Consider the following 21,257-nt stretch of genomic DNA (forward strand, 5'->3'; position numbering starts at 1 on the left):
GAGCTCAGGCCAGCGTGTAGGCCAGCCGCCAGTAGTGGCGCGTTGCCGACCACTGCGGGTCGCGGGCGCGCGCGCCGAGCTGCGCGATCGCCTCGTCGCGCTCGGGAAAGTTCTTCAGCACCTCGTGGATCGAGCCGTCGGAGAGCGTGCGCTGCTGGTAGCTGTTGCCCTCGGCATCGCGGCGCGTGATCGGCGTGCTGCTGCCTTCGGCGTAGGCGTTGTCGAGCATCACGATGCGCGCGCCGGGTTCGAGCCTTGCGTGCAGCGTGTCCAGCCAGGCCGGCAGGCGCGCGCGCGGCACGTGCGACCACCAGTGGCCGGCGAACGCGGCGTCGAAGCGCTCGCCGTCGAGGCCGGCCAGCGTGTACGCGTCGAGCGAGCGCAGCTCGACCGACGCCGGCAGCGGCTTGGCGCGGGCGATCGCCATCGTCTCGGGATTCAGGTCGGTTGCCAGCCAGTGCGCGGCGTCGCGCGCGCCGTGCACGGTCCACCAGCCGGTGCCGCAGGCGATCTCCAGCACGCGGCGGCCGCTGAAGAAGGCCGGCAGCGTGGTTTCCAGCGCGCGCAGCTCGGCCTGGCGCTCGGGCTTGTGATAAATCCGTTCGTACTCGGCCGCGCGGCGCGCGTAGTACACGGCCATGTCTGCTTCGGGGGTCGTGGTCATCTACAGGTCGGGATAGAGGCGGCCGGGGTTGAAGATCCGCTCGGGGTCGAAGGCATGCTTGATGCCGCGCTGGATGCGCAGCTGCGCGTCGGGCAGTGCCGCCAGCACGCCGGCCGACTTGTCGCCGCGGAAGACCACCGCGTGGCCGCCGAGCTTGGCCGCCGCTTCACGCAGCAGCGCGGCCGGCGCGCTGGTAACGAGCCAGCGCTGCGCGCCGCCCCACTCGATCAGCTGCTCGCCGCTCAAGGCCAGCGGCGGTGCGGTCTGCTTGACCGACAGGCGCCACAGCGTCGCGCCGCCGGCGAGCGCGCGCTGGGCGCTCTGGAAGAACTCGTCGCGCTGGTCGCGCAGGCCGCGCCAGAAGGTGTCGGCCAGCGCCGCGTCGATGCGCTCGCCGCCGAGTTGCCCGGCGGCCGCCTGCACCGCCGCCGACGCACCCGACAGCCGGACCACGAGCATGCCGCTCCACCACGCGCTGGCATTGATCGGCAGCGGCTCGCGGCCCCAGGCGTTGAGCTGGCGCAGCGCCTCGGCCTGTTCACGCTCGAAGCGCAGCGTGATCGTCGCCGGCGCGATCGGCAGCACCTTCAGCGACACCTCGAGGATCACGCCGAGGATGCCCATCGAGCCGGCCAGCAGTCGCGAGACGTCGTAGCCGGCGACGTTCTTCATCACCTGGCCGCCGAAGCTCAGGACTTCAGCGCGGCCGTTCAGCAGCGTCGCGCCGAGCAGGTAGTCGCGCAGCCCGCCGCTGGCCGCGCGCGCGGGGCCGGCCAGGCCGGCGGCGACCATGCCGCCGACGGTGCCGCCGTCGGCGAAACGTGGCGGCTCGAAGGCCAGGCACTGGCCTTGTTCGGCGAGTGTCGACTCGAGCTCGGCCAGCGGTGTGCCGGCGCGCACCGTGACCACCAGCTCGCTCGGCTCGTAGCGGCTGATGCCGGTGAGCGCGCGTGTGTCCAGCGGCTCGCCTTGCGGCGCCTCGCCGTAGAAGTCCTTGCTGCCGCCGCCGCGGATGCACAGCGGCGTGCGGCTCGCTCGGGCGGTCTGCACGCGGTCGATCAATGCCGTGAGGGCGGCGTCAGCCATCGTCAGAAACGCTCCAGGTCCGGAAAGGGCAGCAGACCCTTCTTGACGTGCATCTTCCCGTACTCGGCGCAGCGCTGAAGCGTCGGAATCAGCTTGCCGGGATTCAGCAGGCCCTGCGGGTCGAAGGCGGCCTTCAGCGCCGTCATCTGCGCCAGCTCGGTGGCGCTGAACTGCACGCACATCGAATTGAGCTTCTCGACGCCGACGCCGTGCTCACCGGTCACCGTGCCGCCCATCGCGACGCTGGTCTCGAGGATGTCGGCGCCGAACAGCTCGGCACGGTGCAGCTGGTCGGGATCGTTGGCGTCGAACAGGATCAGCGGATGCAGGTTGCCGTCGCCGGCGTGGAAGACGTTGCAGCAGCGCAGCGCGTAACGCTGTTCCATCTGCTGGATCGCGAGCAGGATGTCGGCCAGCCGCTTGCGCGGGATCGTCGAGTCCATGCACATGTAGTCGGGGCTGATGCGGCCCGAGGCGGGGAAGGCGTTCTTGCGGCCGCTCCAGAACTTCAGCCGCTGCGGCTCGTCCTCGCTGACTTCGAGCCGCGTCGCGCCGCAGCCGGCGAGCACACCGCGCATGCGCTCGACCTCTTCGGCCACCTCTTCGGGCGTGCCGTCGCTTTCGCACAGCAGGATCGCCGCGGCGTCGAGGTCGTAGCCGGCGCCGACGAAGGCCTCGACCGCGGCGGTCATCGGCTTGTCCATCATCTCCAGGCCCGCTGGGATGATGCCGGCGGCGATGATCGCCGCCACGGCATCGCCGGCTTTGCGCACGTCGTCGAAGCTGGCCATGATGCAGCGCGCGAGCTGGGGTTTCGGCAGCAGCTTGACGGTGACTTCGACGATCACCGCCAGCATGCCCTCGCTGCCGATCACGATCGGCAGCAGGTCCAGCCCCGGCGCATCGAGCGCCTCGCTGCCGAACTCGACCGGCTCGCCCTCGATCGTGAAGCCGCTCGCTTTAAGCACGTTGTGCAAGGTCAGCCCGTACTTCAGGCAATGCACGCCGCCGGAGTTTTCGGCGACGTTGCCGCCGATCGTGCAGGCGATCTGGCTCGACGGGTCGGGCGCGTAATAAAGCCGATAAGGCGCGGCCGCCTCGCTGATCGCCAGGTTGCGCACGCCGCATTGCACGCGCGCGGTGCGGCTCGCGACGTCGACCGCCAGGATGCGGTTGAACTTGGCCAGCGACAGCGTGACGCCCAGCGCATGCGGCATCGCGCCGCCCGACAGCCCCGTGCCGGCGCCGCGCGCGACGACCGGCACGCGCAGGGCATGGCAGGCGCGCAGCACGGCGGCCACCTGCGCCTCGGATTCCGGCAGCGCGACGACCAGCGGCGTCTCGCGGTACGCGGTCAGGCCGTCGCATTCGTAGGGCACGGTGTCCTCGCGCCGGTACAGCAGCGCATGCGGCGGCAGCAGTGGCGCAAGCGCCGCGATCACCGCGGCCTGGCGCGTGGCGCGCTCGGCGGGCTGCAGCGAATCGAGCAGGGGAGAAGACATCGCGGGGCAGTCTAGTGCAGCGCTCGCGCGCCCCCGGCTGAAAGTTCTGCGCTGCCTGCGTGAAGGAAATTCAGGCCAGCGACTGCTGCAGCCAGTCGGCGAAGGCGGCGCACTCCCAGCGTTTCAGCGTTCCCGGCTTCCAGCACAGCCAGTGCTGGTGCGGCGAGTTGACCACGCGCGGCGACAGGCGCATCAGCCGCCCGCTGTCGAGCCAGGCCGCGCCGAGCTTCAGCCGCGCCAGCGTGACGCCGAATCCGGCCGCCGCGGCATCGAGCATCAGGCCGACGTCGTTGAACTGCGCACCTTCGCGCGGTTCGGGCAGCCCCAGGCCGCAGGCGGCGAACCAGGTCGACCAGGGCTCGAGCGGGCTGCGGATCAGGCGCACGCGGCTGCACTCGGCGGCGCTTTCGAAGTGATCGTCGAAGGGGCCGTGCTCGGCCAGGAAGTCGGGGCTGCAGGCGGGGGTGACTTGGTCGGTGAGCAGCAGGCGGTAGTCGAGGCCGCTGCCGGCGGCGGGCTCGGCGCCGAAACGAATCTCCAGATCGGCCGGTTCCCCCGTCACATCGAGCAAGGGAATGGCCACCTGCAACACCAGCTCGACATCCGGCCAGGCACGCCGGAAACCGGCCAGCCTCGGCAGCAGCAGCTCGCGCGAGAAGGTCGGCGTGACGGCGATGCGCAGCCGCGCGCCGCCACCGTCGCCGCAACGCGGCAGTTGCGCCAGCGCGGTGAGCGCCGGCCGCACCTGCGCGAGGCAGGCGACGCCGTCGGCGGTCAGCGTGAAATCGGCGCGCTCGAAGAGCCGCGTGCCGAGCTGGGTCTCGAGCTGGCGCAGCCGGTGGCTGACGGCGCTGGGCGTCACGTTCAGCTCGTCGGCCGCCTGCGTCACGCTGCGCAGCCGCGCCAGCGCCTCGAAGGCCTGCAGGTTCTGGATCGGCGGGATGCGCGGCGCGGCCATCGGATGCTCAGGCCGCGCGGCTCCAGCCCGGCGGCGTGCAGTACAGCAGGTGCGGCTGCAGCGGATGGCCGGGCAGGTTCGGATGATCGAAGGCGCCGGCCAGCGCCAGCGCCAGGCGCTGCATCACCGCCTGCGACTTCAGGTTGCCGACGGTGGTGAACGAGACGATGCGCGGGCGGCGCAGCTCGTCGCGCGCGAAATCGAGCAGCAGACGCGCCGCTTCGCTCGCATAACCCTGGCCCCAGGCGGCCCGCGCGAGGCGCCAGCCGATCTCGAGCTGCGGCGCGTCATCGAAGCCCGGCAGCGGGATCGTGAACGGCGGCACCGACAGGCCGACGAAGCCGGCGAAGCCCAGCCCCGGCACGTCGAGCGCGTAGTGGCCCCATCCCTGCGATTGCAGCCGCTCGGCCATGCGCCGCGCCATCGCGTCGCTGTCTTCGCGGGCGAGCGGCGCCTTCAGGTAGCGCATCACCTCGGGATCGGCATTCAGCGCGGCGAAGGCCGGCAGGTCGTCGTCGCGCCAGGCGCGCAGCCGCACGCGCGGCCCCTCGAACATGAACGAGCTCACCGGCCGACGAACACCGTCAGCACCCCGGTGTAGCCGTAGAGGTGGCGATGCCCGATCTCGCCGCCGGCGAAGAAGCCGACCAGCGGCACGTCGCCGAGCGCGCGCTGCACGATCAGCGCCTCGGCCGAGGGCGAGCCGAAATGCGGCCCGCCGCGGCCGGCGCAGGAGACGTAGATCGCGCCGGCGATGTGCGGTGCGCTGGCCTCGCCGGTGCCGCCGAGCAGCGCCGGTACCGGCCGGTCGGGCGCCAGCGCCTCGACCTCCTCGCGGATCTCGCTGCAGACGCGCACCAGGTCGCGGCGCGCGGCTTCGGCATCGCGGCGGCAGAAGGTGAGCTGCTCGCCCGCCACCGCCAGGTCGGCGATGGCCACCGCATCACGCGCCGGGTCGATGCCGATCAGGTGGCGCACGCGGGTCTCGACGCCGAACTGCCCGCCGTGGCCGAGCGGCGCGGCGTCCGCATCGGCCAGCCCGACCAGCGTCGCACGCAGCGCGCGGATCGCCGCTTCCGGGCGGTCCAGCGTCTGGCCCAGGTCGGCCAGCAGCAGCGGCAGCGCCGGCTGGCCGTCGAGCTCGAGCACGATGTTGCTGACTTCGGTGCCGGGCCGGCCGCGTGGTGAGTCGCTGCTGGCCGCCACGCCGGTGATGCGCCGCACCGGGCCGACCGGCTGGCAGCCCTGCGTCACGCGCGAGACCAGCGCCACGTCGGGGCCGAAGGCGACGCCCGACAGCCCACCCTCGAAGACGCCGTCGGCCAGGTGCAGCGAGCGCTCGCGCGAGCTGGCCAGGCCGCCGAACAGGTAGCCCGACTGCGTGCGCTCGCTGAGCTCGGCGATCAGCTCGGCGAGCTCGGGCGTGCCCGGATCGGCATGCACGAGCGCCGTGCGGGCATCGCTGGACGACAGCGGGCGCCGACCGTTGAAAAGCTGGAAATCGGTTTCGGGCAAGTCGCCGAGCATCAGCGACAGCGCCGGTGCGTCGATGTATTCGGCGCCGCTGCCGATCACGCCGATGCCGACCGCGCCGGCCCAGGCGACGCCCGGCCAGCGCCGCTGCGCGTCTTCGAGCAGCCGCTCGGCGTCGGCGGCGAAGTGGTCGGTCAGGTAAATCAGGCCGAGCGTCGGCACGAAGGCCGGCGCGCGCTGGCTGCGCTGCGCGTCGATCTGCGCGGCGACGAGCGCCAGCGCCATCCCGGCGTCGGGATGGGTGGCGTGCGCGGCGAAGAAACTGCTCATCGGCGGAAAGCGGGGCAAAAGGGGCGGCGACTGTCAGCGCGGCGTGGCGGCCCGCTTGCGCGGCCGCGCGGCCGGCTGGCGTGCACCCGTGGCAGGCGGCGTGCCGGCTGCCGAGCTGTCGCCGATGGTGCTGCGTTTGGCCGGTGTGGCGCGGCCATTGCCCGCGGCCTCCTTGCGCTCGGCGGAGGCGCGCGCGGCCTTCTGCGCCACATCGGCCGCCGTCTTCGCCACCGCCGCCGGCATCGCGGCCGCCTTCTTCAGCGTTTCGCTGGCGGCATCGAAGCCCTGCTTGACCATCGCGCCGGCGAGCCCCTTGGCGGCATCGGCCGCGCTGTCCTTCATCGCGTTGGCCGCCAGCTCGGTGAACTGCTTGGTCAGCGCGCCCCACCACTGCATCGGGTCGGGCACGCCCGGCGGCACCTGCGGCGCGGCGCTGGCGCGCGGCTTGCGCGCGGGGCTGGCCTTGGCCGGCTCCGCTTCACGGTCGGGCTCATCGGCTTCGTCGTCGTGGTCGTCATCGCCATCGTCGGCGGCCGGCGCGGGGGCCTCGGGCAACTTGATCTTCAGCGATTCGGTCAGGTCGCCGAGCGAGACGTTCATCGTCTTCAGCGTCGACAAGGTCATGCGCTGCACCTCGAGCGCCTGGATCGTCGCGCCCAGCATGCGCGCGTTCTGCTCGAGCCAGAACTGCACCGTGCGCAGCTCGCTGATGCGCTTCTCGAGCTCCTCGGGATTCAAGGTCGGCGCGACCCACTGGCCGACCGAGGGCAGCGCCGCGCCGGCGTTCTTGACCAGGCCTTGCAGGAAATCGAAGCCCGGCACGAGCTTGCTGAACGCGGCGGTCGGATCGGCCATGAGGTCTCCTTTGATGTTGGCCCCCAGGCGCCTTCGGCGCCGGCCCCGAGGGGCACTCGTCGCCTTGGGGCGGCCCGGCGGCGCCGGGTGAAGTTGCCCGCCGATGGTAGTCCGGGATGGCGACGAAGTCAGTCTTGCTTGGCGGCGGGTGCGAAGCTCACGCGCTGCACGCTGTAGCCGCGTTTTTCCATCAGGTGCGGCAGGCCGAGCGGCCCGGTCATGTGCAGCGAGCCGACGGCCGCGAAAACCGTCTTGCCGCCGCTGTGCAGCGCGTCGATGCGTTCGGCCATCGGGCCGTTGCGTTCGTCGTTGACGCGGCGCAGGAAGGCGCGGTCATCGTCGGTCTCGATGCACTCGCACCATTGTTCGTAGCGTGACAGCACGTCCAGGTCACCCTGCTCCCAGGCCCGCGCGACGCGCACCAGCGCCGTGCGCGAGGCGCCGCGTTCGAGCTGCGACAGCGCCTGCTCGGCCATCGCCACGGCCTGCTTGGCATCACCGGGCACCAGCAGCGCGGCCTGTTGCACGGCCGACTCCAGCGCGACGATCGGCTTGGCTGCCGCGCGTGCGAAGCCGCCCAGCACCAGCTCCTGCGCATAGGCCGGATCGAAGCCTTCGCGCCGCGCCGACAGCACCGTCAGCGTGATCGCCTGCATCACCGGGTGCTGGCCGGACAGCAGCTCGAGCCCGAGGCAGGCGGCTTCGGCCTGGCGCGCGAGCCGCTGCTGCATCGCCGGCGGCAGCTGAAATCGCGCATCGCCGGCGGTGCTGCGGGAGAGCTCGTCGAGCGTCTTCGGATCGGTCAGGTCGAGCTCCAGCGCCAGCGCCTGTGCGCCCATCAGCGCCTCGCGCACCTGCGGGCCGGGAAAAGCCCAGTCGAGCTTGCCGACGTGGATCGTGCCGTACAGGTACGAATTGCGGCCGTCCTTGCTGATGCGCCAGAGGAAGCCGCGGTCGCGCGCCGCCTGCACGGCGGCCTGCACCTGCTCGGACGTCGGCGCCTGCGCCACCGGCGGGCAGTCGGCGACGCGGGGCGCGGCCGAGGCGGCCGGCGTCGCGCTCGGCGGCGCGGCCGGGGCCGGCAGCGGCACGAACAAGGTGGCGAACGGTGCCGCAAGGGTTGCCAGGGCCCGGGCGAGACGCCCGCGGAAGCGAAGATTCATGGGCCGACGATGCCATGAATTCCACGCCGGCCCGAAGGCCGGTTGTCACGCCCGGCACCGGAGGCCGGGTTTTCCCCTGGCCGCGTTCAGCGCGCGGCCAGCGGGTACCACCAGCCGTCGGCGCCGCGCTGGTAGTACTGGCCGCCGGCATCGACGTGGTAGGTCTGGCCCTGGTGCACGTGGGTCGTATTGCGCTGCCAGGTGTGCGGCAGCACGCGGGCGCTGCCGTCGCGGGCCTGGTAGCTGCTGTTGCCCATCAGCTGCCGGCCGGCCTCGGCCTGGTTGGCGTAATAACCGTCACGCAGGCCTTGCTGCGCCTGCGCGCGCTGTGCCTGGGCCTGCTGCAGGCCTTGCCACGCGGCGCGTTCGCGGGCCTGGTTGCCGGCCTCGGTCGAGCGCATGTGCGCCATGCCCTGCGCGCTGTAGCCGTTGGTGTAGACGTAGTAGTAGGTGAAGTTCGCGTAGTCCATCGGCGCGCGGCCGCTGGCCTGGGCCTGCGCCACGTGCTGGCGGTACATCGCCTGCACCTGCGGGTCCTGCATGCGCTGCTGCACGATGCCCTGCACCATCTGCTGGCCGCGCGCGATGTTGGCGTTCATCGCCGCCATCGACCGCTGGACCATCGCGCCGTAGTCCTGCGCGGTGGCGGCCAGCGGCAGGGCGGAGATCAGCAGGGCGGCGGCGCTGCGCAGAAAGGTCGTGAGATTCATCGTCGGGCTCCGGTGGAAGAAGGGATGCCCGAACGATAGAAACCGACCATTAGGCGAACGCTAGCGCCACTGCATTCAGCGCCGTGACCAAGGTCACTCGGCGTTCGAATCCACCACGCGCTGCTCGATGGCGCCGAAGATCGACTGGCCGTCGCGGCCCTTCATCTCGATGCGGATGGTGTCGCCGAACTGCATGAAGTCGGTCTTCGGCGCGCCGTCCTCGATGGTCTCGATGGCCCGCTTTTCGGCGATGCACGAATAACCGCGCGACCAGTCCTGGTTGCTGACGGTGCCCGAGCCGACGATCGAGCCGGCGCGCACGCGGCGCGTCTTCGCCAGGTGGGCGATCAGCTGGCCGAAGTGGAAGGTCATCTCGGGGCCGGCATCGGTCAGCCCGACCTTGCGGTCGTTCCATGCCGATTGCAGCGTCAGGTGCACGCGGCCGCCTAACCAGGCCTCGCCCAGCTCGTCGGGCGTCACCGCGACCGGGCTGAAGGCGGTGGCCGGCTTGGCCTGCAGGAAGCCGAAGCCCTTGGCCAGCTCGTCGGGGATCAGGTGGCGCAGGCTCCAGTCGTTGGCCAGCATCACCAGGCGGATGCCTTCGAGCGCGGCATCGGGGCTCGCGCCGGCGGGTACGTCACCGGTGATCACCGCGACTTCGGATTCGAAATCGATGCCCCAGTCGGTGCTGGCAAAGCGCGCATCCTCGCAGGGGCCGAGGAAGTCATCGCTGCCGCCCTGGTACATCAGCGGGTCGGTGTAGAAGCTCTCGGGCACCGTCGCGCCGCGCGCCTTGCGCACCAGCTCGACGTGGTTGATGTAGGCCGAGCCGTCGGCCCACTGGTAGGCGCGCGGCAGCGGCGCCATGCATTGGCGCGGCTCGAACGGGAAGGCATGGCGCGCCCGGCCGTGGTTCAGCGTGACGTACAGGTCCTGCAGCTGCGGCGACAGGTAGTTCCAGTCGTCCAGCACCTGCTGCAGCCGGGTGGCGATGCCGTTGGCGTAGTGGGCGGTCGCGAGGTCGCGCGAGACGACGATCAGCTGGCCGTCGCGCGAGCCGTCCTGGTAGGTGGCGAGTTTCATTGTTCGAAGCGGGTGACAGCTTGGTGGCAGCATTGTCCGATGCTGTGGATGCCGGCCCGTCCAGAACGCCGCGAACGCCGCCCCGGGCCGCGGCCGCGGGTGCTGGCGCCGCTCGCGCTGGCGGTGGCGGCGTTGCACCTCGCGCTGCTGCTGCGCTGGGCGCCGAGCGACGAAGGCGAGCGGCCCGGCGCGCTGTCGCGGCCGGTGCCGGTGATGCAGGTGGTGCAGGCGATCGTGCCGCCGCCGCAGCAACAGGTCGTGGTGACACCGGCGACCCCGATGCCGGCGATCACCGCGCCGGCGCCGGCCGCCGCGCCGCTGCCGCACGCAGCGGCGCTTCCGCTGCCCGCGGTCACCGTGCGCGTGCCCGAGGCGCCGCCGGCCAGCGCCGAGCCGCCGACCGCCGCTGCGGAAGCCGACGCCGACGAAGCCCCGATCGCCGCCGGCGACACACCGCCGCCGGTCTACGCCACCACGCTGCCCGGTGCGACGCAGCTGCGCTACCGCATGCAGCGCGGCCCGCTGAGCGGCGAGGCGCAGCTCGTCTGGCGGCCCGACGGTGACCGCTACACGCTGCATTTCGAGGCCCGCGGCGGCGCCGGCCGGCCGCTGATCGAACAACACAGCCAGGGCCTGCTCGATGCCGGCGGCCTGGCGCCCGATCGTTTCAGCGACCGCCGCCGCGCCCGCGGCGCGCAGTCGGCGCACTTCGACCGCGGCGGCGGCCGCATCCACTTCAGCGGGCCGGGCCATGCGTACCCCGCCTGGCCCGGTGCGCAGGACCGGCTCGGCTGGATCGTGCAGCTGGCGGCGATCCAGTCTGCTGCGGCGCACCAGAGTTCCGACGGCCTGCCGCTGCCCGAGGTCCGGCTCTTCGTCGTCGGCGCGCGCGGCGGCGCCGGCTGGTGGACCTTCCAGCGCCAGGGGCGCGAAACGGTCGCCACGCCTTTCGGCACCCCGGTCGAGGCCTGGCACTACGAACGGCGGCCGGCGATCGCGCGCGACCTGCACGTCGAGGCCTGGCTCGACCCGGCGCGCGGCTTCTGGCCGGTGCGCCTGCGCTGGCGGCCGGCGATCGGCGGGCCGGCCCTCGAGCTGCTGCTGTCGGCCGAGCCCGACATGGCCGCGGGGCGTTGACCGACCTTGAATTGCCCCGCTGCGGCGTCAACTGGGGGCGAAGGAGTTCCCCATGCAGCTGCTTTACAACTCGGACAACTTCGTCGTCGTTGCGTTCGAGCTCAGCGCCGGCGAGCCGGGCGTGTCGGACGCCCGCGGCGGCTACGAGATCGTCGACAAGTTCAATCGCAAGGAAATCTTCATCGAGGGTGAGCTGGCCCAGAGCTTCAAGCTGGGCGTGCAGGCGCTGGTCGATGCCGGGCCGACGGAGGAAGACCTCGACGAATACATCAGCCGCTATACGGCGCTGGCACAACAACCGGTGTTGATGCACTGACGGCGGCACTGACGGCGGCACTGAGGGCCGATGAGGCACTGAAGCCGTGCGGGGCAGCGGGCAGGCCCCTTGCCCGCGCGGTCGCGCTGCGCCAAGATGGCCCCGAGAGGGGACATTCATCTTGAAAGGCCCGACCAGCCACAGCAGCGCGCAGTGGATCGTGTCGCCCGGCCTCGCCCAGGCGCCGGTGCTCGATCGGCTGTGCTCGCATTTCGTGCTGACGCTGACGCGCGCGCAAGCCGGTCAGTTCAACCTGCGGCGCGACTGGGGCGGCCTGCTCGCACTGGTCGGTCGCCACCTCGTCTGGCCGGCCAGCGTGCTGGGCCGCCTGCGTGCCTATCTGAACAAGCGCTGCGAGGGCAACGTGCTGTGGCGCGGTCATCGTGAGCTCGCCGACGCGGCCTTCATCGAACGCCACGGCCTGTGGCGCGGCCCGTATGAAGAGGGCACGCTCTTCTTCTACCTCGACGAGTACATCAAGGACGCGCCCAAGGACCTCGCCGCGGTGCTGTCGGCCACCTGCGACTGGCTCGGACGCGACCTGAAGAAGCAGTCGACGCTGGTGCAGAAGAACATCGACGCGCTCGGCAGCCTGCTGCAGCTGAATCCGGCCGAGCGTGCGCTGCTGCTGTACGGCACGCTGGCGCGCTACCAGCGTGAGCTGCGCGGGCTGCTGGTCGAGTTCAAGGTCTCGAATGCGCAACAAGCCTACGCGGCGATCGCCGCGGTGGCCGGCGTCGACGAGCGCGAGGTCGCCGAGGCGCTGCGCGCCGGCAGCCGGCTCGAGCGCATCGGCATGGTCGAGAACCTGATCTCGGAGCACAACATCACCGACCTGGCCGACCTGATGAAGGTCAGCGAGCAGCTGCCGCCGGTGCTGATGCGCGAGTACAAGGGGCCCGACGAGCTGATGGCGGTGTTCACCCGCCCGGCCACCAAGTCGGAGCTGAAGCCGGCCGACTTCGGCTTCGTCGCCGACGACGTCACGATGCTGACGCGGCTGCTGCGCAACGCCGCATCGAGCGAGGCGCATGGCGTCAACGTGCTGCTGTACGGGCCACCGGGCACCGGCAAGACCGAGCTTGCGAAGGTCTGCGCGCAGGCCGCCGGGCTGGTGCTCTACGAGGTGGAATATGCCGATCGCGACGGCAATTCGCTGTCCGGCCGCGACCGCTACCGCTCGCTGCAGATCAGCCAGGTGTTCCTCAAGGGCAGCCCCGAGGTCGCGCTGCTGTTCGACGAGGTCGAGGACGTCTTCCCGCCGCTGTCGGCCGATGCCGCGCAGTGGATGGCGCGGCTCGATTCGTCCGGCGCCGAGTCGCCGCCGTCGGCCAGCGTCAGCGGCAAGGCCTGGGTCAACCAGATCCTCGAGACCAACCGCGTGCCGGTGATCTGGATCACCAACCGCATCGAGCAGATCGACCCGGCCTTCCGGCGCCGCTTCCAGTACCACCTGGAGCTGAAGTCGCCGCCGCCCGGCGCGCGCCTGGGCCTGGTGCAGCGGGCGCTCGACGGCGAGCCGGTCAGCGAGAGCTTCGCCGCCAAGCTCGCCGAGCGGCGTGGGCTGACGCCGGCGCAGATCCGCACCGCGGTGCGCTTCGCGCGGCTCGCCGGCGAAACGGGGCAGACCGAATCGCTGATCGAACGCCAGCTCGGCAATGCCGACCGCGCACTCGGCCAGACCGCCGCCGGCGCGCCGGCGCGGCCGATCGTCACCCGCTACGACCTGGCGCTGCTGAACCTCGAGAGCCGCTTCCCGATCGAGCGCATCGTCGAGGCGCTGCGCCGGCGCGGCCATGGCACCTTGTGCCTGCACGGGCTGCCGGGCAGCGGCAAGACGGCGCTGGCCGAGTACATCGCCCAGGCCTTGAGCCGGCCGCTGATGGTGCGGCTGGCGAGCGACCTGGTCAGCAAGTTCGTCGGCGAAACCGAGTCCAACATGGCGCGCATGTTCGCCGAGGCCGAAGCCGAGCAGGCCGTGCTGCTGCTCGACGAGGCCGACAGCTTCCTGCGCAGCCGGCGCCGCGCCGAGCGCCACTACGAGGTCACCGAGGTCAACGAGATGCTGGCCGGCATGGAGCGTTTCGCCGGCATCTTCATCTGCACGACCAACCTCTTCGAGGACCTCGACGAGGCGGCGCTGCGCCGCTTCACCTTCAAGATCGCCTTCCGCGCGCTGGCGCCGGCGCAGCGCGAGCGCATGTTCATCGCCGAGGCGCTGCAGGGCCAGGGCGAGCCCGATGCCGAGCAGCGCGCTCGCCTGGCCGCGCTCGACCTGCTGACGCCGGGGGACTTCGCGTCGGTGCAGCGCCAGATCGACATCCTCGGCGCGCCGCTGCAGCCGGACGAGTTCCTGAGCCAGCTCGAAGGCGAGCACCGCGTGAAGCCCGAGGTGCGCGAGCGCCGTTCGATCGGCTTCGGCGCGCCGCGGCCGAGTTGATCCGGCGCAGCGGTTGTTCATTTTTGCGACTTTCGGCGCGCCTTGGCGCTCAAGCCGAGGCCGCCGGGCGTCGATCTGTCAGCCATGGATTCGTTTCATCGCTGGCTTGGCCTCGGCCCCGCGCTGCTGCTGGCCGTGCTGGCCATCGGCTTCGCGCTGCTGTACTGGCGCCAGCGGCGCGCCGGCCGGCGGCTCGCCGCTTCGCTCGAAGCGCTGACGACACGCCAGGGCGACTCGCGGCTGTTCGAGCTGCCGGGCCTGTTCACGCGGCCGCAGTACGACGAGGCGTTCGACGATGCGGTGCGGCGCTGTGACCGCGGCCTCGCGGAACTGACGCTGCTGTTCGTCGACATCGACAACTTCAACAGCGTCAACGACGCGCATGGTTACGACGGCGGTGACCAGGTGATCGCCGAGATCGCCGCCCGGCTGGTCGACTGCGCCGGTCCCGAGGCGGTGCTGACGCGGCTGGGTGCCGATGAATTCCTGGTGCTGCTGCCGGCCGGGCTGAACGTGGCCAGGGCGCTGGCCAAGGCGCTGGTCGCCCAGCTGGCGCGGCCGGTGAAGCTCGGGCTGCGCCGGCAGGCGACGCTGAGCGGCTCGATCGGCATCGCCGCCTATCCGGAGCACGGCTCGCGCGCGCGCCTGGTCGGCCACGCCAGCACCGCGATGCGCTGCGTCAAGCTGGCCGGTGGTGGCGACTACATGGTGTTCGAGCCGCGCATGGCGGTCGATACGCGCGACCAGGCCGAGCTGCTGCACGATCTGCGGCATGCCGTCGCCAACGGCGAGCTCGAGCTGTTCTACCAGCCGAAGATCGATGCCCAGAGCCTGCAGATCACCGCCGCCGAAGCCTTGCTGCGCTGGCACCACCCGCTGCGCGGGCTGGTCAGCCCGGGGATCTTCATTCCGATCGCCGAGCGCTACGGCCTGATCGGCACCATCGGCCAGTGGGTCATCGACGAAGCCAGCCGGCAGGCCGCCGACTGGCGCGCGAGCGGGCTGCGCATGCGCGTGGCGATCAACATCTCGGCCTACCAGATGCGCCAGCACGACCTGGTCGACCGCCTGGTCGCCGCACTGAAGACCCACGGCCTGCAGCCGGGCCGCTTCACCTGCGAGATCACCGAATCGCTGGCGATGGAGGACACCCGCGTCACGCAGCGCAGCTTCGAGCGCATGCGCCGCGCCGGCCTGCACGTGTCGATCGACGACTTCGGCGTCGGCCAGGCCAGCCTGTCCTACCTGCGCCGGCTGCCGGCGGCCGAGCTGAAGATCGACGGCTCGTTCGTGCGCGACCTGGCCACCAGCGCCGACGCGCGCTCGATCGTCGACGCCGTGGTCAAGCTCGCCCATGCGCTGCAGCTGCGTGTCGTCGCCGAAGGCGTCGAAACCGAGGCCCAGCGCGACCTGCTGGTGACCATGGGCTGCGACGAGCTGCAGGGCTTCCTGTTCGCGCGGCCGATGACGGCGCGTGCGCTGACGCTGTGGGCGCTCGACGACGGCCAGCGCACGACGATGAAGCACGACTTCCGCCCCTCGCTGTTCCAGGAGACGGTGCCGGCGCCGCAAAGCGATTGAGCGCCTTTCTACAATCGACGCCATGAATGCCGCCGCCCGCCCGCCGATCGCCTACACCCGCGCCGCCGACCTGCCCGCCCTGCTCGCGCAGCGCATCGTCATCATCGACGGCGCGATGGGCACGATGATCCAGCGCTACAAGCTCGGCGAGGCCGACTTCCGCGGCAGCCGCTTCACCGATCATCCGAAGGACCTGAAGGGCAACAACGACCTGCTGCCGCTGACCCGGCCGGACGTGCTGCACGAAATCCACTCGCAGTACCTCGCGGCCGGCGCCGACATCATCGAGACCAACACCTTCGGCGCGACCTCGATCGCGCAGGAAGACTACGGCCTGGCCGAGGTCGCCCGCGAGCTCAACGTCGAGGCCGCGCGCATCGCCCGCTCGGCCGCCGACGCCTTCACGACGCCCGAGCGCCGCCGCTATGTCGCAGGCGCCTTGGGGCCGACGCCGCGCACCGCGAGCATCAGCCCCGACGTGAACGACCCTGGCGCGCGCAACGTCAGCTTCGAGCAGCTGCGCGCCGCGTACCACGAGCAGGCCAGCGGGCTGCTCGAAGGCGGCGCCGACCTGTTCCTGGTCGAGACGATCTTCGACACGCTGAATGCCAAGGCCGCGATCTTCGCGCTCGACGAGCTGATGGAGGCCACCGGCGAACGCCTGCCGGTGATCGTCTCGGGCACCGTCACCGATGCGTCGGGCCGCATCCTGTCGGGGCAGACCGTGTCGGCGTTCTGGAACTCGGTGCGCCACGCGCGGCCGATCGCCATCGGCCTGAACTGCGCCTTGGGCGCGACACTGATGCGGCCGTACATCGAGGAGCTGGCCAAGGTTGCCGGCGACACGTACATCAGCTGTTATCCGAACGCCGGCCTGCCGAACCCGATGAGCGACACCGGCTTCGACGAAACGCCGGAGATCACCGGCGCGATGCTGGCCGAGTTCGCGCAGGCGGGATTCCTGAACATCGTCGGCGGCTGCTGCGGCACGACGCCGGACCACATCGCCGAGATCGCCCGGCGAGTCGGCGAGTACCGCCCGCGCACGCGGCACGATCCCCTCTTCAGCGGATTGCTCGCCGCCTGATCTGCGATCCAGGGGTCGCGGCCGTGCGGCTGGCGTGATAGAACGTTCGCTCTTCGAGGGAGCGGACATGAACAACAGCACACGGGTCCTGATTGGGGCCACGATGATCGCGGCACTGGCCGCTTGCGGCGGCGGGTCGGGTGGCTCGCAGCCGACCGACAGAGCGCCGACCGACAGCACGACGACGGCGCCGGCGGCAGCCACGACGACCCTGGCTGCCTACGTCGCGACCCGCGGCGATCGGGTCAGCGTGCAGGGCTTCCCGGCGCCGACCGCCGAGGAGCGTGCCTGGCTCTTCGACGACAGCCGCGAGCGGGCGGTGGCCCAGGTGGCGGCGGCGCTGCCGACGTCGGGCAACGCCATCGCGCTTCCGCCGCTGCAGGCCTCCTTCATCCAGACGGTCGCTGCCGCGGCGCGCGGTGAAACGCTGGCCGAATTGCTGCGTGCCTACCCGGCGACGGCGCCCGGCTTCTATTCGTCGATGCTGCGCACGCAAGGCGTGCAACGCCAACTGCTCTCTGCGCCCGGCGCGCGTTTCCTCCCCGGCTTCCTCGAAGCTACCGATTCGTACGGTCCGCTGCCGCCGCTCGCGGCCTGGGTCGGCAAGGAAACCGGCGACCTCGGCTTCAGCGGGGATGTTCGGCTGGTGGTGACGGACGAGTTCCGAGAGCGCGTCACCATGCCGAAGGGCGAGTTGTTCGACGGCATTTTCGCCGACGAGGCCCAGGTACGACAACTCGTGCCGATGACGCGTTTTACCGTCGGTGTCGTGCAGCACAGGGGCAGCGACTTCGTCGCACAGGCGCTGACGCTCGGCGGTCGCCTGCTGGTGAAGATCGAACCCACCGCGGCCAGCACCCTGGCCTTCTCCCGTCAGCGGCTGTCACCCGCCTTGACAGAGGTCGTGCAGATCGTCACCGCGCCAACGCTGGTGGCGCTGCCGCAAGGCGCCATGGTGTTGCCGCGTGCGGGGCTCGCCCCCGATGGCTTGGAAGTGGCTCCGGCCGCGCTGTCACGCGCTTTCGATGAGTTGCGGGCTGACTTGCGAGGTCTCGATGGTGGAGGCACGTATCTGCGCGCTTACAGCGGGCCGAGCGCGCTGCGGATCGACGACAGCGTGATGGAGGTGGGTGGCTACCACGACTTGGCCTTCGTTCACAGTCAACGCAACCCCTACAGCCCCGGCACGTATGCCGGCGGCACTACCTTGTGGTCATGGGGCGTGGAGTGCCCCGCAGGCGCCGCCGACCTGCGCAGCTTCTTCCTCGTTTTGCTGGACGCGGACAAGCGCGTTCTCGCGTTGGCGGCGGTCGGTGCGCTCGAGGCAGAGTACTGCTGGGATCAATGACCCGACCGCTGCTGCATCGCCGGAGCGCTGTCCTCCAAGCGCCCGATGCCCGCCGGCGCCAGGCTCAGGCGCAGCGCAACGCCATCTGCTGACCCGGCCGTTTGCGCCGCGACGCGGTGTGCCGCCACCCCACGCGACACCAGGTGCGCGCGCGCGGCCTGTGCCCGCTCGCTGCCCGCGGCGCCGATCGTCAGGCGGCTCGTGGGCTGCCGCTTCAGGCTCTGGCCGAGCTTGTCGAGCACGACCTTCAATGCGGGCTTCGGCTTGGCCGACGCGCCGTCGAAGGCGTGCACCATCGGCACCAGCAGGTTGACGCCGCCGTCGGCATCGCTGCTGATCACCACCGGCGTGCCCTCGAAGAGTTGCGACAGCCAGCGCTGCTCGGCCGCCAGTGGCGCGGGCTTCGGCGCCGGCGCGGCCGGCTTCGGCGCTTCGGCGCGCGGCGCGCCTGGGCTGGTCGACGGCGCTGGCGCCGGGGCGCGGCTGGCACAGCCGGCCACCAGCAAGACGAGTCCGCAGGTCAGGAGTCTTCTTTTCATGAGCCGATTGGAGCAAGTGGCGTGCTGTATCTGCGTACAGCCATGTAAGCGCAGTATGCAGCCGTGAAGCAGCTCTTAGAATCCGCCCTCCCGAGGAGCGTTGCAACGGCCCTCCGCCGCCAGGCTCGGGACTTTCCCGCAGCAACGGCGCTCACCCAAGCCAAGCAGTCGCCCTGGGTGAAGCGTTCATGAGCATCGATTCCACTGCCTCCCGTCCCGCGCCGCCGCCGATGCGCCTGTCCGGCCTCGAGCCGGTCTCGATCGGCGCCGACAGCCTGTTCGTCAACATCGGCGAGCGCACCAACGTCACCGGCTCGAAGGCCTTCGCCCGCATGATCCTCGAGGGCCGCTTCGAGGATGCGCTGTCGGTCGCGCGCCAGCAGGTCGAGAACGGCGCGCAGGTCATCGACATCAACATGGACGAGGCGATGCTCGACAGCCAGGCGGCGATGGTGCGCTTCCTGAAGCTGATCGCCAGCGAGCCGGAGATCGCGCGCGTGCCGATCATGGTCGACTCGTCGAAGTGGAGTGTGATCGAGGCCGGCCTGCAATGCCTGCAGGGCAAGGGCATCGTCAACTCCATCTCGCTGAAGGAAGGCGAGGCCGAGTTCAAGAGGCAAGCAACGCTGCTGCGCCGCTACGGCGCGGCCACCGTCGTGATGGCCTTCGACGAAACCGGCCAGGCCGACACCTTCGAGCGCAAGACGCAGATCTGCACGCGCGCGTACCGCATCCTGGTCGACGAAGTCGGCTTCCCGCCCGAGGACATCATCTTCGACCCGAACATCTTCGCGATCGCCACCGGCATCGAGGAGCATGCGAACTACGCGGTCGACTTCATCGAGGCGACGCGCTGGATCAAGGCGAATCTGCCCGGCGCGAAGGTCTCCGGCGGCGTGTCGAACGTGTCGTTCAGCTTCCGCGGCAACGAGCCGGTGCGCGAGGCGATCCACACCGTCTTCCTCTATCACGCGATCAGAGCGGGCATGGACATGGGCATCGTCAACGCCGGCATGGTCGGCGTCTACGACGACCTCGACGCCGACCTGCGCGAGCGCGTCGAGGACGTGGTGCTGAACCGGCGCGCCGATTCGACCGAACGGCTGCTCGAGGTGGCCGATGCAGTGAAGGGCGCGGCCAAGGACGACAGCATGCGCCTGGCCTGGCGCGCCAACGAGGTCGAGGCCCGTTTGTCGCATGCGCTGGTGCACGGCATCACCGATTTCATCGTCGTCGACACGGAGGAGTGCTGGCAGAAGATCAGCGCCGGCGGCGGGCGGCCGCTGCACGTGATCGAGGGTCCGCTGATGGCCGGCATGAACGTCGTCGGCGACCTGTTCGGCGCCGGCAAGATGTTCCTGCCGCAGGTGGTCAAGTCGGCGCGCGTGATGAAGCAGGCAGTGGCCCACCTGGTGCCCTACATCGAGGAAGAAAAGCGCCGCATGGAAGCCGCCGGCGACGACGTGCGCTCGAAGGGCAAGATCGTCATCGCCACCGTCAAGGGCGACGTGCACGACATCGGCAAGAACATCGTCACCGTCGTGCTCCAGTGCAACAACTTCGAGGTCGTCAACATGGGCGTGATGGTCCCGTGCCAGGACATCCTCGCCAAGGCACGCGTCGAGGGCGCGGACATCGTCGGCCTGTCGGGGCTGATCACGCCCAGCCTCGAGGAGATGCAGCACGTCGCCGCCGAGATGCAGCGTGACGAGTGGTTCCGCATCAAGAAGATCCCGCTCTTGATCGGCGGCGCCACCTGCAGCCGCGTGCACACCGCGGTGAAGATCGCGCCGCACTACGAAGGCCCGGTGGTCTACGTGCCGGACGCCTCGCGCTCGGTCGGCGTGTGCTCGGACCTGCTGTCCGACGAACGCGCGACGCGGTTCCTCGACGAGCTGAAGAGCGACTACGAACGCGTGCGCCAGCAGCATGCCAACAAGAAGCAGACGCCGCTGGTCAGCTGGTCCGACGCGCGTGCCAACAAGACGCCGCTCGACTGGGCCGCTTACGTGCCGCCGAAGCCGAAGTTCATCGGCCGCCGCGTCTTCCGCAACTACGACCTCGCTGAACTGGCGCAATGCATCGACTGGGCCCCGTTCTTCCAGACCTGGGACCTCGCCGGCCGCTTTCCCGAGATCCTGCGCGACGAGGTCGTCGGCGCCGAGGCCACGCGCGTCTTCAGCGACGGCAAGCGCCTGCTGCAGCGCCTGATCGAAGGCCGCTGGCTGCAGGCCAATGGCGTCATCGCGCTGCTGCCGGCGAACACCGTCGACGACGACACGATCGAGGTCTATGCCGACGAATCGCGTGACCAGGTGCTGTTGCGCTGGCGGCCGCTGCGCATGCAGAGCGAGCGGCCGGTGATCGAGGGCGTGCGGCGACCGAACCGCAGCCTGGCCGACTTCATCGCGCCCAAAGGTGTGCAGCCCGACTACATCGGGCTCTTCGCGGTCACCGCGGGCCTGGGCATCGACAAGAAGGAGCGCCAGTTCGAGGCCGACCACGACGACTACTCGGCGATCATGCTGAAGGCGCTGGCCGACCGCCTGGCCGAGGCCTTCGCCGAGCGCCTGCACCAGCGCGTGCGCACCGAGCTGTGGGGCTACGCGGCCGACGAAGGTCTGAGCAACGACGAGCTGATCGCCGAGAAGTACCGCGGCATCCGCCCGGCGCCGGGTTACCCGGCGTGCCCGGACCACGGCGTCAAGGGCCCGATGTTCGGGGTGCTGGAAGCCGGCGAGATCGGCATGGCGCTGACCGAGAGCCTGGCGATGACGCCGGCGGCCAGCGTCAGCGGCTTCTACCTCGCGCATCCCGAGTCGACCTACTTCAACGTCGGGCGCATCGGCCGCGATCAACTCGAGGCCTGGGCCGAGGCCGAGGGCCGCGACGCCGAGGCCGCGGCGCGGGCGCTGTCCGCGCTGCTGTAAAGGCGTAAAGGCGTAAAGGCGTAAAGGTGCGGCCGCGGCGCGACAGTCGACGGCC

General features: G+C 70.8%; 18 protein-coding genes and 1 riboswitch. Of the genes, 7 read left to right on the forward strand and 11 right to left on the reverse strand.

What is annotated here, in order from left to right; all coding sequences use genetic code 11:
* Positions 1-4: 4 nt before the first annotated feature.
* From HLB44_RS21675 to HLB44_RS21720, 10 genes are all read right to left on the reverse strand, one after another.
* Entirely contained in the window at positions 5-664 is a 660-nt protein-coding gene (locus HLB44_RS21675; RefSeq protein WP_246312377.1) for a class I SAM-dependent methyltransferase, read from the reverse strand.
* Positions 665-1,750 carry a glycolate oxidase subunit GlcE gene (glcE, locus tag HLB44_RS21680; RefSeq protein ID WP_173126828.1) on the reverse strand — a complete coding sequence of 362 codons (1,086 nt, stop codon included), beginning with the start codon at positions 1,748-1,750 and terminating at the stop codon, positions 665-667. It abuts the gene before it with no gap.
* A 2-nt stretch (positions 1,751-1,752) separates the two neighbouring features.
* On the reverse strand, positions 1,753-3,252 hold the full coding sequence (locus HLB44_RS21685) for an FAD-linked oxidase C-terminal domain-containing protein (RefSeq protein WP_173126831.1): 1,500 nt from the start codon (positions 3,250-3,252) through the stop codon (positions 1,753-1,755).
* A 70-nt stretch (positions 3,253-3,322) separates the two neighbouring features.
* Positions 3,323-4,210 carry a LysR substrate-binding domain-containing protein gene (locus HLB44_RS21690; protein WP_173126833.1) on the reverse strand — a complete coding sequence of 296 codons (888 nt, stop codon included), beginning with the start codon at positions 4,208-4,210 and terminating at the stop codon, positions 3,323-3,325.
* Positions 4,211-4,217: 7 nt separating this feature from the next.
* Positions 4,218-4,778: a GNAT family N-acetyltransferase gene (locus HLB44_RS21695; protein ID WP_343051459.1), complete on the reverse strand. Its 561-nt coding sequence runs from the start codon at positions 4,776-4,778 to the stop codon at positions 4,218-4,220.
* Positions 4,775-6,013, reverse strand: a complete 1,239-nt coding sequence (locus tag HLB44_RS21700; RefSeq protein WP_173126836.1) for an FIST signal transduction protein — start codon at positions 6,011-6,013, stop codon at positions 4,775-4,777. Before HLB44_RS21700 ends, HLB44_RS21695 begins: the two co-directional genes overlap by 4 nt.
* 33 nt (positions 6,014-6,046) lie before the next feature.
* Complete coding sequence (locus HLB44_RS21705; RefSeq protein ID WP_173126839.1) at positions 6,047-6,868, reverse strand: PhaM family polyhydroxyalkanoate granule multifunctional regulatory protein; 822 nt, start codon at positions 6,866-6,868, stop codon at positions 6,047-6,049.
* A 128-nt stretch (positions 6,869-6,996) separates the two neighbouring features.
* Entirely contained in the window at positions 6,997-8,031 is a 1,035-nt protein-coding gene (locus HLB44_RS21710; protein WP_173126842.1) for a TraB/GumN family protein, read from the reverse strand.
* A gap of 86 nt (positions 8,032-8,117) precedes the next feature.
* The gene (locus tag HLB44_RS21715; RefSeq protein WP_173126845.1) at positions 8,118-8,741 is read right to left on the reverse strand and encodes a hypothetical protein; all 624 of its coding nucleotides are present in this window, start codon (positions 8,739-8,741) and stop codon (positions 8,118-8,120) included.
* A gap of 93 nt (positions 8,742-8,834) precedes the next feature.
* Positions 8,835-9,824, reverse strand: coding sequence for a fumarylacetoacetate hydrolase family protein (locus tag HLB44_RS21720; protein ID WP_173126848.1), 990 nt, complete (start codon positions 9,822-9,824; stop codon positions 8,835-8,837).
* Between the two features lie 39 nt (positions 9,825-9,863).
* On the opposite strand from HLB44_RS21720, the gene HLB44_RS21725 reads away from it, so the two are divergent.
* From HLB44_RS21725 to HLB44_RS21750, 6 genes are all read left to right on the forward strand, one after another.
* Positions 9,864-10,961: a DUF3108 domain-containing protein gene (locus HLB44_RS21725; RefSeq protein WP_173126851.1), complete on the forward strand. Its 1,098-nt coding sequence runs from the start codon at positions 9,864-9,866 to the stop codon at positions 10,959-10,961.
* Between the two features lie 52 nt (positions 10,962-11,013).
* Positions 11,014-11,277, forward strand: a complete 264-nt coding sequence (locus HLB44_RS21730) for a BTH_I0359 family protein (protein ID WP_173126854.1) — start codon at positions 11,014-11,016, stop codon at positions 11,275-11,277.
* Positions 11,278-11,398: 121 nt separating this feature from the next.
* Positions 11,399-13,717, forward strand: a complete 2,319-nt coding sequence (locus HLB44_RS21735; RefSeq protein ID WP_217283756.1) for an ATP-binding protein — start codon at positions 11,399-11,401, stop codon at positions 13,715-13,717.
* Between the two features lie 84 nt (positions 13,718-13,801).
* Positions 13,802-15,298, forward strand: a complete 1,497-nt coding sequence (locus tag HLB44_RS21740; protein ID WP_173126858.1) for a putative bifunctional diguanylate cyclase/phosphodiesterase — start codon at positions 13,802-13,804, stop codon at positions 15,296-15,298.
* A 22-nt stretch (positions 15,299-15,320) separates the two neighbouring features.
* Entirely contained in the window at positions 15,321-16,385 is a 1,065-nt protein-coding gene (locus HLB44_RS21745; protein WP_173126861.1) for a homocysteine S-methyltransferase family protein, read from the forward strand.
* Positions 16,386-16,452: 67 nt separating this feature from the next.
* Entirely contained in the window at positions 16,453-17,733 is a 1,281-nt protein-coding gene (locus HLB44_RS21750; protein WP_173126864.1) for a hypothetical protein, read from the forward strand.
* On the opposite strand, the gene HLB44_RS37950 is transcribed toward HLB44_RS21750, so the two are convergent.
* Positions 17,727-18,272, reverse strand: a complete 546-nt coding sequence (locus HLB44_RS37950) for an OmpA family protein (protein ID WP_173126866.1) — start codon at positions 18,270-18,272, stop codon at positions 17,727-17,729. The genes HLB44_RS21750 and HLB44_RS37950 overlap by 7 nt on opposite strands.
* 86 nt (positions 18,273-18,358) lie before the next feature.
* A riboswitch (S-adenosyl-L-homocysteine riboswitch) is annotated at positions 18,359-18,432 on the forward strand.
* Between the two features lie 28 nt (positions 18,433-18,460).
* Between HLB44_RS37950 and metH the strand changes: the two genes are divergently transcribed.
* On the forward strand, positions 18,461-21,202 hold the full coding sequence (gene metH / locus HLB44_RS21760; protein WP_173126869.1) for a methionine synthase: 2,742 nt from the start codon (positions 18,461-18,463) through the stop codon (positions 21,200-21,202).
* The last annotated feature ends 55 nt before the right edge of the window (positions 21,203-21,257 follow it).

The sequence above is a fragment of the Pseudaquabacterium terrae genome, assembly GCF_013266755.1.
GTDB classification, from domain to species: domain Bacteria; phylum Pseudomonadota; class Gammaproteobacteria; order Burkholderiales; family Burkholderiaceae_C; genus Pseudaquabacterium; species Pseudaquabacterium terrae.

Excerpts from the sequence above, each read along its gene's own strand:
- HLB44_RS21675 (WP_246312377.1), bottom strand. The coding sequence starts at position 664 with ATGACCACGACCCCCGAAGCAGACATGGCCGTGTACTACGCGCGCCGC.
- glcE (WP_173126828.1), bottom strand. The coding sequence starts at position 1,750 with ATGGCTGACGCCGCCCTCACGGCATTGATCGACCGCGTGCAGACCGCC.
- HLB44_RS21685 (WP_173126831.1), bottom strand. The coding sequence starts at position 3,252 with ATGTCTTCTCCCCTGCTCGATTCGCTGCAGCCCGCCGAGCGCGCCACG.
- HLB44_RS21690 (WP_173126833.1), bottom strand. The coding sequence starts at position 4,210 with ATGGCCGCGCCGCGCATCCCGCCGATCCAGAACCTGCAGGCCTTCGAG.
- HLB44_RS21700 (WP_173126836.1), bottom strand. The coding sequence starts at position 6,013 with ATGAGCAGTTTCTTCGCCGCGCACGCCACCCATCCCGACGCCGGGATG.
- HLB44_RS21705 (WP_173126839.1), bottom strand. The coding sequence starts at position 6,868 with ATGGCCGATCCGACCGCCGCGTTCAGCAAGCTCGTGCCGGGCTTCGAT.
- HLB44_RS21710 (WP_173126842.1), bottom strand. The coding sequence starts at position 8,031 with ATGAATCTTCGCTTCCGCGGGCGTCTCGCCCGGGCCCTGGCAACCCTT.
- HLB44_RS21715 (WP_173126845.1), bottom strand. The coding sequence starts at position 8,741 with ATGAATCTCACGACCTTTCTGCGCAGCGCCGCCGCCCTGCTGATCTCC.
- HLB44_RS21720 (WP_173126848.1), bottom strand. The coding sequence starts at position 9,824 with ATGAAACTCGCCACCTACCAGGACGGCTCGCGCGACGGCCAGCTGATC.
- HLB44_RS21725 (WP_173126851.1), top strand. The coding sequence starts at position 9,864 with ATGCTGTGGATGCCGGCCCGTCCAGAACGCCGCGAACGCCGCCCCGGG.
- HLB44_RS21730 (WP_173126854.1), top strand. The coding sequence starts at position 11,014 with ATGCAGCTGCTTTACAACTCGGACAACTTCGTCGTCGTTGCGTTCGAG.
- HLB44_RS21740 (WP_173126858.1), top strand. The coding sequence starts at position 13,802 with ATGGATTCGTTTCATCGCTGGCTTGGCCTCGGCCCCGCGCTGCTGCTG.
- HLB44_RS21745 (WP_173126861.1), top strand. The coding sequence starts at position 15,321 with ATGAATGCCGCCGCCCGCCCGCCGATCGCCTACACCCGCGCCGCCGAC.
- HLB44_RS21750 (WP_173126864.1), top strand. The coding sequence starts at position 16,453 with ATGAACAACAGCACACGGGTCCTGATTGGGGCCACGATGATCGCGGCA.
- HLB44_RS37950 (WP_173126866.1), bottom strand. The coding sequence starts at position 18,272 with ATGAAAAGAAGACTCCTGACCTGCGGACTCGTCTTGCTGGTGGCCGGC.
- metH (WP_173126869.1), top strand. The coding sequence starts at position 18,461 with ATGAGCATCGATTCCACTGCCTCCCGTCCCGCGCCGCCGCCGATGCGC.